Source organism: Xanthomonas sp. NCPPB 2866 (assembly GCF_041475745.2).
Classification (GTDB): Bacteria; Pseudomonadota; Gammaproteobacteria; order Xanthomonadales; family Xanthomonadaceae; genus Xanthomonas; species Xanthomonas arboricola.
Window position 1 is genome coordinate 494,441 of sequence record NZ_CM192975.1, and the last position, 13,505, is coordinate 507,945.

Sequence of the window (13,505 nt, forward strand, 5' to 3'; positions counted from 1 at the left end):
ATGAACGAGCGCAACGACACCACGCCGGCATGGGGTGCATGGCCAGCGGGTGAGGGACAGGTGCGCTTCGCGCTCTGGGCACCGGACGCCAAAAGTGTGGAAGTGGTCTTCGACGACGGCGCGCGCGTCGCGTTGCAGGCCGCGCAGGATGGCTTCTTCAGCGCGGTGATCGAATGCGCGGCGGATGCGCGCTATCGCTACAGCGTCGATGGCGGCGAACCGGTGCCGGATCCGGCCTCGCGCTGGCAGCCCGAGGGCGTGCACGGCCCCAGCGCCGTGCAGCGCAGCGATGGCTACGCCTGGCAGAACACCCAGTGGCAGGGACGGCCGTGGGGCGAGGCGGTGATCTACGAACTGCACGTTGGCACCTGCGGCGGCTATGCCGGGGTGCAGGCGCAACTGCCGCAGCTGGCGGCGATGGGCATCACCGCGATCGAGCTGATGCCGCTGAGCGCATTTCCGGGCGCGCATAACTGGGGCTACGACGGCGTGCTGCCGTATGCACCGGTAGAAGCCTATGGCACGCCGGACCAGTTGAAGGCGCTGATCGACGCCGCGCACGGACACGGCCTGATGGTGTTGCTGGACGTGGTCTATAACCACTTCGGCCCGGACGGCAATTATCTGCACAGCTATGCCGCCCCGTTCTTCAACGAGGACAAGCCCACGCCATGGGGCGCGGCGATCGATTTCCGCAAGCCGCAGGTGCAGCGTTACTTTCTCGACAATGCGCTGATGTGGCTGCACGAATACGGCTTCGACGGCCTGCGCCTGGATGCGGTGCATGCGATCACCCCGAACGCCTTCCTGGATACCTTGCGGCAGACCGTGCAGGCCAGCCTGCCGGCCGGCCGCCATGTGCATCTGGTGCTGGAAAACGAGGCCAACCAGGCGTCGCAGCTGCAACGCGGCTACACCGCGCAGTGGGACGACGATTTCCACAACGCCCTGCATGTGCTGCTGACCGGCGAAGAGGAAGGCTATTACGCCGCCTTTGCCGACAAGCCCACCCAACACCTGGCGCGCGTGCTGGGCGAAGGTTTCGCCTACCAGGGCGAGCCGGACCCGCGCGGGCATGTGCGCGGCGAGCCCAGCGGGGCGCTGCCGCCGCACAAGTTCGTGGTCTTCGCGCAGAACCACGACCAGATCGGCAACCGTGCGCGCGGCGAGCGGCTGAGCGTGCTGGTGTCGCCGCAACGCCTGCGTGCTGCGCTGGCACTGACCACGCTGACGCCGATGATTCCATTGTTCTTCATGGGCGAGCCGTGGGGCGCCACGCAGCCGTTCCTGTTCTTCACCGACTTCGGCCCGCCGCTGGACGATGCAGTGCGCGAAGGGCGCCGTCGCGAGTTTGCGCACTTCGCCGCATTCGCCGACGAAGCGCAGCGCGCCACCATTCCCGATCCAAACAGCCACGATACCTTCGCCGCCTCGCGTTCGCCGATCGAAGACGCCGCGCAGGGCGAAGGCGTGCAGTGGACAGCCTGGTTCAAGGCGCTGCTGGGCGTGCGTCGCCAGTGGCTGGTACCGGGGCTTGCACAGGCACGCGCGGTGGGCGCCAGCGTGCTGGCCGACGGCGCAGTGACCGCCAGCTGGGAGCTGCCCGACGGGCTGTGGCATATCGCCTTCAACGTCGGCGCCTCGGCGGTGCCGATGCCGCCGCTGCGCGGCCGCGTGGCGCATGTCGAAAACGTCGCCGCCGACGCGCAGCAGTTGCCGGTCGATGGCTTCATCGCCTGGCACGAGGCGCGCGCATGAGTACCCGTGATCTGAGCAGGAGCGATCTGCATGCGCTGGCCGGCGCGGCCGGGGTGATGGTGGACTGGGTGGATGCCAGCGACCAGCCACGCCAGGTGTCCGACCAATCGCTGCATGCGGTGCTCACCGCGCTGGAACTGCCTGCCGGCACCGCTGCGCAGCGCGAAGACAGCCTGCGTCGTTGCAAGGCGCACGCCACCGAGCCGGCGCCGCTGCTGACCGTGCAGGTGGCCGGGTTGCTGCCGGTGTCGGTCGCCGCCAATGCCAGCGGCCGTTGGCTGGACGACAGCGGCGCCAGCGAGCCGGCGCATGCCGATGCGCAGGGGCAGGTGCGTGCGCCGCAGCGTTTCGGCTACTGGACGCTGCAGATCGGCAGCCTGACCCAGCAGGTCGCGGTCGCCCCGCAACGCTGCTTCAGCGTGGCCGATGCCTGTGGCCTGCCGGCACCGCGTGCCTGGGGCATGGCGCTGCAGGTGTATTCGGCACGCAGCATCGACGACGCCGGCATCGGCGACGCATCCGGCACGGTGGAATGGGTGCGGCATGCCGCACTGGCCGGCGCCGATGCCCTGGCCCTGAGCCCGGTGCATGCCGCGCGCCCGGTCACCGGCGGCTACAGCCCGTATTCGCCCAGCGACCGGCGTTTTCTCGATCCCCTGCATGCCGCACCGGTGCGCGTATTGGGCGAGCTCGCACTGGAGGCGATCAACGAGGTGCCCGGCCTGCGCGAGCGCTTCGATACGCTGCACCACAGCGCCCTGATCGACTGGCCGGCCTCGGCGCAGGCCAAGTGGCAGCTGCTGCGCCATCTCTACACCCGCGTGCCCGCCGATCATCCCGATCTGGCTGCCTTCCGCAGCGAGGGCGGCGAGGCGCTGGAGGGCTTTGCACGGTTTGCCGCGCAGGATTTCGGCGACGGCGATCCGCAGCTGCACGTGTTCACGCAATGGCTGGCGGCGCGCAGCTGGTCCGATGCGCAACGCGAGGCGCACGAGCGCGGCATGAAGATCGGTTTGATCGCCGATCTGGCCGTCGGATTCGATCCCAATGGCGCCGAAGCCGCAGCGGCCGCCGACACCGTGCTGCGCGGCCTGGTGCTGGGCGCGCCGCCGGATGCCTTCAATGCCGACGGCCAGCACTGGGGCATCGGTGCGTATTCGCCCACCGCATTGCGGCGTAGCGGCTATGCGCCGTACATCGCGTTGCTGCGCGCAGTGCTGCGCGACCGCGGCGGCATCCGCATCGACCATATCCTGGGGTTATTGCGGCTGTGGGTGGTGCCGGAAGGTGCCAGCTCCAACGAAGGCGCGTATCTGGCCTATCCGCTGCACGATCTGCTCAACCTGCTCGCGCTGGAATCGTGGCGGCACCGGGCGATCGTGATCGGCGAAGACCTCGGCGTGGTGCCGCCGGGCATCCGCGAGGAACTGTCGCGGCGCGGGGTGATGGGCATCGATGTGTTGATGTTCACCCGCGACGACGATGGCGCCTTCGTCTCGCCGGCGCTGTGGCGGCCGGATGCGGTGGCCACCACCACCACGCACGATCTGCCCACCCTGACCGGCTGGCGCGAAGGCCGCGATATCGACTGGCGACGCAAGCTGGAGCTGATCCAGCCCGCGCAGGCCAGCGATGACGCCACCGCGCGCAGCAAGGATCTGGCACGCCTGGATGCGGCGGTCGAACACGCCGGCCTGACCGCGGCGGACGACCCGCTGCTGGGCGCGCTGCGCTTCACCGCCACCAGCGTCTCGCCCCTGGCCTTGCTGCCGGTGGAAGACGCGTTGGCGCTGGAAGAACAACCCAATCTGCCGGGCACCGTCGAGGTCCATCCCAACTGGCGTCGACGCCTGCCCGATCCCTTGCCGCATGCGCGCCTGAGTACGGCGCTGCAGGGCTTTGCCGAGGCGCGTCGCGTCGCGGCCGTTTCGGAACCGCATCCATGATCGAACTTCGCGCCACCGCCCGCCTGCAGCTGCATGTCGGCTTCACCCTGCACGATGCGCTCGCGCAGGTGCCGTATTACGCCGGCCTCGGCATCAGCCATCTGTACCTGTCGCCGATCGGCACTGCAGTGCCGGGCTCGACGCACGGCTACGACAATATCGACCCGACCGTGGTCAATCCCGAACTCGGCGGCGAAGACGCGCTGATCGCCCTGTCGCAGGCCGCGCGCGAGCACGGCATGGGCCTGATCGCCGACATCGTGCCCAACCACATGGCCACCCATGCGGACAACGCATGGTGGTGGGATGTGCTGCGCAATGGCCGCAGCGCCAAGCATGCCGACTGGTTCGACATCGACTGGCGCGCGCCCGGGCGCGACGGCAAGTTGTGGCTGGCGGTGCTGGACCGCCCGTATGCCACCGCACTGGCCGAAGGCCTGATCACGCTGGTGGTGGAGGACGACGGCAGCGCGGCACTGGCGCATTACGACCAGCGTTACCCGATCCGTCCGCAGACGCTGGAGGTGCCGGAAAAGACCGCACGTGCGCAATGGCTGCGCGACTATAACGACGGCGCCAAGCGCGGCGATGGCCGCCTGCACAAGCTGATCGAGCGCCAGCCGTACCGCCTGAACTGGTGGCGCGTGGGCAACGACATGCTCAACTACCGTCGTTTCTTCGATATCACCTCGTTGGTGGCATTGCGCGTGGAGCTGCCGGCGGTGTTCGACGCGGTGCATGCGCTGCCGCTGCGGCTGGTGGCCGAAGGCCATCTGGATGGCTTGCGCATCGACCATGTGGACGGGCTCACCGACCCCACCGGCTATGTGCGCAAGCTGCGCAGCCGGCTGGATGCGGCCGGCCGCACGCGTGGCCTCAAGCCCGGCACGCTGGGGTTGTATCTGGAAAAGATCCTGGCGCCCGGCGAAGCCTTGCCGGCCGACTGGCCCTGCGATGGCACCACCGGCTACGACTTCATGGACCAGGTCGGCGGCGTGCTGCATGACCCGGCCGGCTTCAAGCCATTGGCGCGTGCCTGGCAAAAGGTGAGCGGGCGCAGTGGCGACTTCGCACAGGAAGAACGCAGCGCACGCGACGAGATCCTGCGCGGCCCGCTGCAGACCGAATTCAATCGCGCCGTGGGTGCGTTGTCGGCACTGGCGCGACTGGACCCGCCAACGCGCGAGTTCAGCCCGCAGATGCTGGCGCGCGGCCTGTGCGTGTTGCTGCGCTGGTTTCCGGTATACCGCACCTACGCCGGTGCCAAGGGCGTGACCGGCAGTGAAGCCGAGCGCCTGCGCGCCACTGCCGCGCGTGCGCGCGAGGGCATGCCGGAGTCGATCGTTGCGGCCGTCGACGCGATCGAGCGCTGGCTGCTCGACGATGCCGGCGCCGATCGCGCGCAGGTCGCCTTGCGGCGCATCCTGCGTCGTCGCGTGGAGCAGTTGTCCGCACCGCTCAATGCCAAGTCGGTGGAAGACACCGCGTTCTACCGGCATGGCGTGCTGCTGTCGCGCAACGAGGTCGGCAGCCATCCGACCCACTTCGCCAACGACGCGGCCGAGTTCCACGCGCAGAATCTCGAACGCGCCAAGCACTTCCCGCGCGCGTTGCTGGCCACCGCCACGCACGACCACAAGCGCGGCGAAGACCTGCGCATGCGGCTGGCGGTGCTGTCCGAGCAACCGCGCTGGTGGATCGAGCAGAGCAGCCAGTTCGATGCCTTGACCGAGACGCTGGACTCGCCGGCCTTGGCCGGTGGCGACCAGCAGATGCTCTGGCAGACCCTGGTGGCCGCCTGGCCGATCGGACTGGGCGCCGACCAGACCGAGCCGCTGGCCGAGTACGCCGAGCGCATTGCGCAGTGGCTGCTCAAGGCGGTGCGCGAAGCCAAGCTGCACACCAGCTGGACCGATGGCTCGCCGGCCTACGAGCAGGCCGTGCAGGCCACCGTGGAGCAGGTGCTGTGCAGCCGCGCCGGGTTGCCGCTGCGGCGGGCGCTGCTGCGCGCCAGCAACCACATCGCCGCCGCCGGTGCGCGCAACGCGCTGGTGCAGACCACGTTGCGTCTGACCGTGCCGGGCGTGCCCGACCTGTACCAGGGCACCGAAGGCTGGGATCTGTCGCTGGTGGACCCGGACAACCGTCGCCCGGTCGACTACGCGCAGCGCCAGCAGTGGCTGCAGCAGGCGCGCGACTGGAACACGCTGCTGCGCAGCTGGCGCGATGGCGCAGTCAAGGCACGTCTCACCGCACTGCTGTTGCAGCTGCGTGCCGACCATCCGTCGCTGTTTGCGAAGGGCGACTATCAGCCCTTGACCGTGGCGGTCAGCGGCTATGCGCAGGTGCTGGCGTTCCGCCGCCAGTACCGCGGCCAGTCGCTGGTGGTGGCAGTCACGCGGCTGGGTGCCGGCAACCAGGGCGATGGCGACCTGCCGCTGCTGGTGCCGCCGGCCAACTGGGGTCAGGCGTCGTTGGCATTGCCGCCCGCCACGTATCGTAATGTGCTCGATGGCAGCACGCTGCAGCCGCAAGGCGGCCGCGTGGCGATATCCACGCTGTTTGCACGTGCGCCAGTGGCAGTGTTATTGACCCCCTAAGAGAACGTAAGCAATGAACGACACGGAACGGCAAGCGCGGCTTCGCCAGTTGGCACAGGAGATCTGGGAGGCCGAAGGCCGCCCGGACGGCCACGCAGATCGGCATTGGGCCATGGCCGAGCGGCTGGTGGACGCCGAAGAGCGCGCCGCCGAACAGGCCGGCCCGCCGGTGACTGCACGCCAGTAACGGTGCCTCTGTCACCTTGCATGGTTCACCCTGCAGGCTGTGCCGTGCCAGGGTGAGCGTGCCCAGGCACACAGGCACCCGCATTCGCTCAGCGTTTTGAGTTCACCGTTCTCAGGAGTTACCGATGGCCACCCGCAAGTTCACTCAGCGCTCGCGCATTCGCGAAGGCCGTCCCAACCCGCTCGGCGCCACCTGGGATGGCCTGGGGGTCAATTTCGCGCTGTACTCGCGCAACGCCACCCGGGTGGAACTGTGCCTGTTCGACGAGCGTGGCCGCGAGCAGGAGCGCCTGGCGCTGCCCGAATACACCGACGAGGTCTGGCACGGCTATCTGCCTGACGCACGCCCCGGCCAGCTGTACGGCTACCGCGTGCATGGACCTTATGCGCCCGAGGCCGGGCATCGCTTCAACCACAACAAGCTGCTGTTGGACCCGTATGCCAAGCAGATCGTCGGCGAGCTCAAATGGGCGCCGCATCTGTTCGGCTACACCATCGGCCACCGCGACAAGGATCTGAGCTTCGACCGTCGCGACAGTGCCGCGTTCATGCCCAAATCGGCGGTGATCGACCCGGCTTTCACCTGGGGCCAGGACCGCCCGCCGCAGACGCCGTGGAACCGTACGGTGATCTACGAAGCGCACGTGCGCGGGCTGAGCATGCTGCATCCGGCAGTGCCGCCGGAAAATCGCGGCACCTTCTCGGCCCTGAAGACCGATGAGCTGATCGACCACATCAGCTCGCTCGGCGTCACCGCGGTGGAGCTGCTCCCGGTTCACGCCTTCGTCGACGACCAGTACCTGCTGGAAAAAGGCCTGCGCAATTACTGGGGCTACAACACGCTGGGCTTCTTCGCGCCGCAGGCGCGCTACATGTCCACGCGCACCGTGGCCGAGTTCAAGCAGATGGTGGCGCGCCTGCATCATGCGGGGCTGGAAGTGCTGCTGGACGTGGTCTACAACCACACCGCCGAAGGCAACGAGCTGGGGCCGACGCTGTCGTTCAAGGGCATCGACAATGCCAGCTACTACCGCCTGGCCGACGATCGCCGCTTCTACATCAACGACACCGGCACCGGTAACACCTTCGACCTGACCAACGTTGGCGCGTTGCGCATGGTGATGGACTCGCTGCGCTACTGGGTGCAGGAAATGCATGTCGACGGCTTCCGCTTCGACCTGGCCAGCATCCTCGGCCGCGAGCGCTATGGCTTCGATCCGTCGGGCAGCTTTCTCGATGCGGTGCGCCAGGATCCGGTACTGAGCCAGACCAAGCTGATCGCCGAGCCGTGGGATATCGGCCCGGGCGGTTACCAGGTCGGCAACTTTCCGCCGGGTTGGGTGGAATGGAACGACAAGTTCCGCGACAACGTGCGCGCGTTCTGGCGTGGCGACGGTGGTCAGCTGGCCGAACTGGCCACGCGCCTGACCGGCTCGGCCGACCTGTTCAACCATAGCGGCCGCCGCCCCACTGCGTCGGTCAACTTCGTCACCGCGCACGACGGCTTTACCCTGCGCGATCTGGTCAGCTACGAAGGCAAGCACAACTTCGCCAACGGCGAAGAGGGCAGGGACGGCAGTGACCACAATATCTCGGCCAATTACGGCGTCGAAGGCGACACCAACGACCCGGCCATCAAGCAGCTGCGCCGTCAGCAGATGCGCAACCTGCTGGCCACGTTGTTGCTGTCGCAGGGCACGCCGATGCTGCTGGCCGGCGACGAGTTCGGCCACAGCCAGAACGGCAACAACAACGCGTATTGCCAGGACAACGAACTGACCTGGATCGACTGGACTGCCGCCACCAAGGCCGCCGCCGCCGATCAGGCTGCGTTCGTGCGGCGGTTGATCCGCATCCGCCAGCGTTACCCGCTGCTGCATCGCGCCCGCTTCTTCGATGGCAAGTTCGACGAAGCGCTGGGCCTGAAGGATCTCACCTGGCTGGCACCGGACGGCCACGAGATGGACGAAGCCGGCTGGCACGACCCGGAAGCGCGCGCGCTGATGCTGCGCCTGGATGGCCGCTCGCCGACCACCGGTTTGCGCGAGATCGCCGCCAACGTGACCTTGCTGATGCTGATCAATGCCGCCTCCACCAGCGTGTCGTTCACGCTGCCGGCGATGCACGACGAACATTGGCGCGTACTGGTCGACACCGCACGCCATGGCGGCCGCGTGGTGGCCGGCGGCAGCGAATGGAAGGCGCCGGCGCACTCGCTGACCTTGCTGGCGGTGGAGCGCGATCGCATCGCCAGCAGCGCACGCATCGTCTCCGAGGGCGCACGCTGATGGCAGGGGCGGTCTGATGGACGTGCTGCTGGCAGGGGCCACCGGTCTGGTCGGCGGACATGTTTTGCAACAGCTGCTGGCCGACGCGCGCTGTACCGGCGTGGTGGCGATCACGCGCCGGCCGCTGTCGCAGATCCATCCCAAGCTGCGCAACCAGGTGATCGATTTCGAGCGCCTGGACCACTGGACCGCGCCGCGCATGGAAGCGGCCATCTGCGCCCTGGGCAGCACGATGAAACAGGCCGGCTCGCGCGAGGCGTTCTACCGCATCGATCACGACTACCCGATGGCGTTGGCACGCGCCGCCTGCGCGCAGGGCACCTCGGTGTTCGTGCTGAATTCGGCGGCCGGTGCCGATGCGCACTCGCGCATCTTCTACAACCGCGTCAAGGGCGAACTGGAACGCGACCTGCGCGCGGTCGGCTTCCCCTCGCTCACCTTCGTGCGCCCGGGCCTGATCGGCGGCGAACGCGAGCAGCGGCGCACCGGCGAACACATCGGCAGCCTCGTGCTGGGCGCGCTCGGCCCACTGCTACCACGCCGCTTCCGCATCAATCCAGCCGAACGCATCGCCGCCGCCATGGTGAGCGCCGCGCTGGCACCGGCACGTGGCGAGCACAGCGTCGAGGCTGCGGAGTTGGTTGGCTAACGCCGCCTCATCGCCTCGTCGCGAGGCAGCCGGATAGAGGTGAGACGCCGCCGTATCGTAGGAGCGTGCCTGGGCGCGACGGGGCGTTACCAGTAAAGCTTCATCGCGCGCAGGCACGCTCCTACAGGTTCACGCGCAGCCGATTGCCGTCTTCGTAAGCATAAATACCGTGCGCACTCCCAACTACTGTCCATCATCCATCAGCACCCACCCGTCGTCACGAGGGCGTTACGGATAGAGGAACGGGTGCCCGCTGTTCGTAGGAGCGTGCCTGCGCGCGACGGGGCGTTACCGATAAAGCCTCATCGCGCGCAGGCACGCTCCTACAGAGTCACGCGCAGCGGATCGGCATCTTCGCCAGCACAAATCCTCGCTCACACCCCCAACGACTGCCCGCCATCCACCGCCAGTACCTGTCCGGTGATCCAGCGCGCCTGCGGCGATGCGAGAAACAACGCCGCATCGGCGATGTGCTGCACTTGACCGAATCCGCCGAACGGGATGCTGTCGCGGATGTGGGCATACAGCTCCGGTTCTTCATCGCGGCGGCGGGCCCATAGCCCGTCCGGAAACTCGATAGAACCCGGTGCGATTGCGTTGACGCGGATACGCTCGCGTGCGAGCTCGGCGGCCAGCGTGGTGGTGTAGTAATTCAGCGCTGCCTTGGCGGTGGAATAGGCGATCGCACGTGGTGTGGGGCGTTGCGCATTGATCGAGCTGATATTGAGGATCACTGCCGCATCGCTGTTGCGTAGGTACGGCAGCGCGGCGCGATTGCAACGCACGGCGGCCATCAGGTCGACATCCAGACCGGCCTGCCAGCTTGCGTCGTCGTTGCCATGCCCATAGCCGGAGGCATTGTTGATCACAACGTCCAGCCCATCCAGCGCCTGTGCTGCGGCCTCCACATACGCCTCGATTTGCGCAGCGTCCGACAGGTCGCAGGCGAAGGTGTGTACCGGGGCTCCATGAGGCGCCAACGCGTGTGCGGCCTGTGCCAGGCCATCGGCTTTGCGTGCGCATAGCGAGACCTGCGCGCCGTTGCGGACGAACGCTTCGGCAATCGCCAGGCCGATGCCACGGCTGCCGCCGGCGATCAGCACGCGTTGATTGCGCGGCGAGATTTGCGTGGGTGCTGTGGAAATGGACATGGCGGACACTCGATCGGAAACCGACATTATCGAGCAGCCCGGTCATGACGCGGTGCTCGGTACCGTTGCAGTGTTGAACGCAGCATCGCAAGGTCTGCTGTTCGTTTCACTACTTCCATCGCTTCTGCCAACGACGCGCCGGCCACCGCGCGTAGCGGGCTGGCGATCTACTGCACTCATCCCCAGGCGCGCGCGGGCTGTGCTCGGAACTGCCATGTGCCACTCGTACACCCAGGTGTTGAGCGCGCCGTCCACACGTCCCGAGCGATTGTTCGCTACGTGTTGTCAGCCACCCCAAATCGCGGTGCGCAGCGCTGCGCTGCGAGCCAGGTTGGGAGCCATGCATTGGCACCTGGCTGCGGTCGCGTGTGCTGTCATCTTTGTGCAATGCCGTCCGCAGGCCGCTTGCGACGCAAGCCTCATCACCAAGCATGATCAGCTCATGCGTTTTCGGTTGCTCGCCGCTAACCATTTGTTTACACGTTTGCGCCGCGCTGCGGGCACAACGTGCGGGTCATTCAGTGGGAGTTGCACATGGAAACCCATATCACCGTCATCGGTGCCGGCTTTTGCGGCACCGCGCTGGTCCGTGCGCTGGCGCAGACGGCCGATGCGCAGGTGCGCATCACCCTGGTCGGCGTGACCGAGACCTTCGGCAGCGGCATCGCCTATGGTGCGGCGCGGCCGGAGCACCTGCTCAACGTGCGCGCCAAGGACCTGGGCATCGATGCGCAGGCGCCAGGTGCCTTCGCCGACACCCTGCATCTGGGCGACAGCGGGCGACTGGAATTCCTGCCGCGCCTTGCCTATGGCGATTATCTGCGCAGCGAGCTGGATACCGCGGTCAGTGGCGCGCAGGCGTCGATCGTGCGGCTGTCGCAGGAAGCGGTGGCGGTGGAGCGTGCACGCAAGGGCTTTCGCGTGTTCCTGGCCAATGGCGATGCCTTCCACAGCGATCGGGTGGTGCTGGCGGTGGGCGCACTGCAGCCGCAGGCGTTGGCCGGGATCGGCCCGCGCCTGAGCGTGCATCCGCGCTATATCGGCTGGCCGTGGCAGGGCGATGCCCTGGCGCTCCTGTCGCCGGACGACGATGTGCTGATCGTCGGCACCGGGCTGACCATGGTGGATGTGGCATTGACCCTGCACACGCGCGGGCATCGTGGCCGCCTGCTGGCGATCTCGCGACGCGGCCTTGCGCCGCAGGCGCATCTGCGCCAGCCGGGTGCGGCGCTGGAATTGCCGCCGCATCTGCAGCGCGCACTCAAGGATGCCGACCTGCGTGGCCTGCTGCGCGGTGTGCGTCAGCTCAGTGCGGTGGTCGACGACTGGCGACGCGTGGTGGATGCCTTGCGCCCGCATCTGCAACCGCTGTGGCAGCGGCTGGAGTTGCGGCAGCGTGCGCGTTTCCTGCGCCATCTGCGCCCGTATTGGGAGGTGGCGCGGCACCGCGTTGCGCCGGGCGCAGCGGAACAGCTGGCGCAATTGCAGCAATCGGGGCAACTGCAGATCGTCGCAGCGCGCCTGCTGCGTGCGCGTTGGGTGCCCGATGGCGTGGAAGCGGTGATTCGCCCGCGTGGATCGGCCGACGCGCAGACCGATCATTACGATGCGGTGATCCGCGCCACCGGGTTGGACACCGATATCGACCGCACCAGCGACCCGCTGATCGCCGGCATGCGCGAAGCGGGCCTGTTGCGTGCCGACCCGCTGGGCCTGGGCGTGGACACCGATGCGCAACTGCGCGTGCGCGATGGTGCCGGGCAGATCGTGCCAGGGCTGTATTGCGTGGGCCCGCTGCTACGCGGGCGCTATTGGGAAATCACCGCCGTACCGGAGTTGCGTGTGGCCACACGTGCCCTGGCAGACCGTCTATTGCTGGGCGCGATGCCGGCGTTACAGCCGGAGCCGGAACAGCTGCCGCGCGAGGTCAATGCGCGCTTGTAGCTGGGGGGGATTTGCATTGCAGCTTCCTGATGGTTGTATGAAATTGAAGCTGTGACGAGTGCGAGTTTGAGCCTTCTCTCATCGAGAGAGTGCCCCATCACCCTGCATCTTGAACCCTTCTCCCATCGGGAGAAGGTGGCGCGCTAGCGCCGGATGAGGGTACGTGTGCAACCCCGTGGGGTTGGGTGATGCCTTTTTGAAAAAGTTACTTCCGGTCGACGCTCGCCAGTAGCAGCATTTTTTTGTGTGTGCATCAGACGTTTGCGTAATGCTCGTGTCGTCTGTCGTCTGTCGTCTGTCGTCTGCTGACATTTCTTCGGCTTTTTTTCTGGCGATAGAAGCGCCCGATCACGCAACAAACAGCCTCTGCGCGCGCAGGCATAGCCCGCACGGCGCAATCTCGCGCGGACTTCGCCAAACAGCGCAATCATGCCGCGTGATGCGTAGCGCAGTGCGCCGTTGCAGACAGGACTGGGTCATGTTGACGGCCCTGGGCTGATTACAGTCCAGGTCGCTTCTTTCCCTCATCCTGGAGTTCGCCATGCCCCGTCTTGCTCCCGCTGCCCTGCTCGCCACGCTGTGCGCTTGCGCGCTGCCCGCCTGGGCCAGTGAATCGCTCAATACCCGTGCGGAAGTGCTCGCAGCCCTGGAATCCGGTTACGACGTCAGCCTGACTACCGATCTTGGCCGCTGCACCCCCGAACAAGGCACGCCGGTCACCCAGACCCGTGGCGGCCGCCATATCGATGCGTACCGCATCACCGAGGACGGCACTGCCGCGTTCTCCGGTTCGCACTTTACCGTGGCCAACGACGGCAAGCCGATCCAGCAGTTCATGCGCTATCAGCTGCGCCCGGATGGCAGCGTGCGTTTCACCACCTACATGTACGACCTGCCGGGTCTGCAGCAACGCGGGCCGGTGCTGGCGTATCAATGCACGATCAATCAAGGCATCCGTTTCCACGCCGATTGACCACATGACG

Annotated in this window: 9 protein-coding genes and 1 other RNA gene; 9 read left to right on the forward strand and 1 reads right to left on the reverse strand. The window is 67.2% G+C overall.

Annotated elements, in window-relative coordinates; all coding sequences use genetic code 11:
• The 6 genes from treZ to ACCQ04_RS02155 all read left to right on the forward strand — a co-directional run bounded on the left by treZ (nt 1) and on the right by ACCQ04_RS02155 (nt 9,427).
• Nucleotides 1-1,758, forward strand: coding sequence for a malto-oligosyltrehalose trehalohydrolase (gene treZ, locus ACCQ04_RS02130; RefSeq protein WP_226426958.1), 1,758 nt, complete (start codon nt 1-3; stop codon nt 1,756-1,758).
• On the forward strand, nt 1,755-3,704 hold the full coding sequence (malQ, locus tag ACCQ04_RS02135) for a 4-alpha-glucanotransferase (RefSeq protein WP_181097799.1): 1,950 nt from the start codon (nt 1,755-1,757) through the stop codon (nt 3,702-3,704). The genes treZ and malQ overlap by 4 nt, the downstream gene beginning before the upstream one ends.
• Nucleotides 3,701-6,304 (forward strand): malto-oligosyltrehalose synthase, encoded by a 2,604-nt coding sequence (treY, locus tag ACCQ04_RS02140; RefSeq protein ID WP_226426957.1) that lies wholly within the window; start codon nt 3,701-3,703, stop codon nt 6,302-6,304. Before malQ ends, treY begins: the two co-directional genes overlap by 4 nt.
• A gap of 13 nt (nt 6,305-6,317) precedes the next feature.
• A complete protein-coding gene (locus ACCQ04_RS02145; protein WP_005993048.1) occupies nt 6,318-6,491 on the forward strand; it encodes a DUF2934 domain-containing protein in 174 nt (57 codons plus the stop codon).
• Between the two features lie 124 nt (nt 6,492-6,615).
• Complete coding sequence (gene glgX / locus ACCQ04_RS02150) at nt 6,616-8,778, forward strand: glycogen debranching protein GlgX (protein ID WP_016901662.1); 2,163 nt, start codon at nt 6,616-6,618, stop codon at nt 8,776-8,778.
• Nucleotides 8,779-8,794: 16 nt separating this feature from the next.
• Nucleotides 8,795-9,427, forward strand: coding sequence for an NAD(P)H-binding protein (locus ACCQ04_RS02155; protein WP_102250780.1), 633 nt, complete (start codon nt 8,795-8,797; stop codon nt 9,425-9,427).
• A 374-nt stretch (nt 9,428-9,801) separates the two neighbouring features.
• Here ACCQ04_RS02155 and ACCQ04_RS02160 read toward each other — a convergent pair whose 3' ends face one another.
• Nucleotides 9,802-10,578, reverse strand: a complete 777-nt coding sequence (locus tag ACCQ04_RS02160) for an SDR family NAD(P)-dependent oxidoreductase (protein WP_226426956.1) — start codon at nt 10,576-10,578, stop codon at nt 9,802-9,804.
• A gap of 214 nt (nt 10,579-10,792) precedes the next feature.
• Between ACCQ04_RS02160 and ACCQ04_RS02165 the strand changes: the two genes are divergently transcribed.
• From ACCQ04_RS02165 to ACCQ04_RS02175, 3 genes are all read left to right on the forward strand, one after another.
• Nucleotides 10,793-10,869, forward strand: a non-coding RNA gene (locus ACCQ04_RS02165) — sX9 sRNA.
• 243 nt (nt 10,870-11,112) lie between these two features.
• A complete protein-coding gene (locus ACCQ04_RS02170) occupies nt 11,113-12,522 on the forward strand; it encodes an FAD/NAD(P)-binding protein (protein ID WP_226426955.1) in 1,410 nt (469 codons plus the stop codon).
• Nucleotides 12,523-13,063: 541 nt separating this feature from the next.
• The gene (locus ACCQ04_RS02175; RefSeq protein ID WP_046345433.1) at nt 13,064-13,495 is read left to right on the forward strand and encodes a VirK family protein; all 432 of its coding nucleotides are present in this window, start codon (nt 13,064-13,066) and stop codon (nt 13,493-13,495) included.
• Nucleotides 13,496-13,505 lie beyond the last annotated feature (10 nt).

Coding starts and splice junctions, on each gene's coding strand:
- treZ (WP_226426958.1), top strand. CDS start 1: ATGAACGAGCGCAACGACACCACGCCGGCATGGGGTGCATGGCCAGCG.
- malQ (WP_181097799.1), top strand. CDS start 1,755: ATGAGTACCCGTGATCTGAGCAGGAGCGATCTGCATGCGCTGGCCGGC.
- treY (WP_226426957.1), top strand. CDS start 3,701: ATGATCGAACTTCGCGCCACCGCCCGCCTGCAGCTGCATGTCGGCTTC.
- ACCQ04_RS02145 (WP_005993048.1), top strand. CDS start 6,318: ATGAACGACACGGAACGGCAAGCGCGGCTTCGCCAGTTGGCACAGGAG.
- glgX (WP_016901662.1), top strand. CDS start 6,616: ATGGCCACCCGCAAGTTCACTCAGCGCTCGCGCATTCGCGAAGGCCGT.
- ACCQ04_RS02155 (WP_102250780.1), top strand. CDS start 8,795: ATGGACGTGCTGCTGGCAGGGGCCACCGGTCTGGTCGGCGGACATGTT.
- ACCQ04_RS02160 (WP_226426956.1), bottom strand. CDS start 10,578: ATGTCCATTTCCACAGCACCCACGCAAATCTCGCCGCGCAATCAACGC.
- ACCQ04_RS02170 (WP_226426955.1), top strand. CDS start 11,113: ATGGAAACCCATATCACCGTCATCGGTGCCGGCTTTTGCGGCACCGCG.
- ACCQ04_RS02175 (WP_046345433.1), top strand. CDS start 13,064: ATGCCCCGTCTTGCTCCCGCTGCCCTGCTCGCCACGCTGTGCGCTTGC.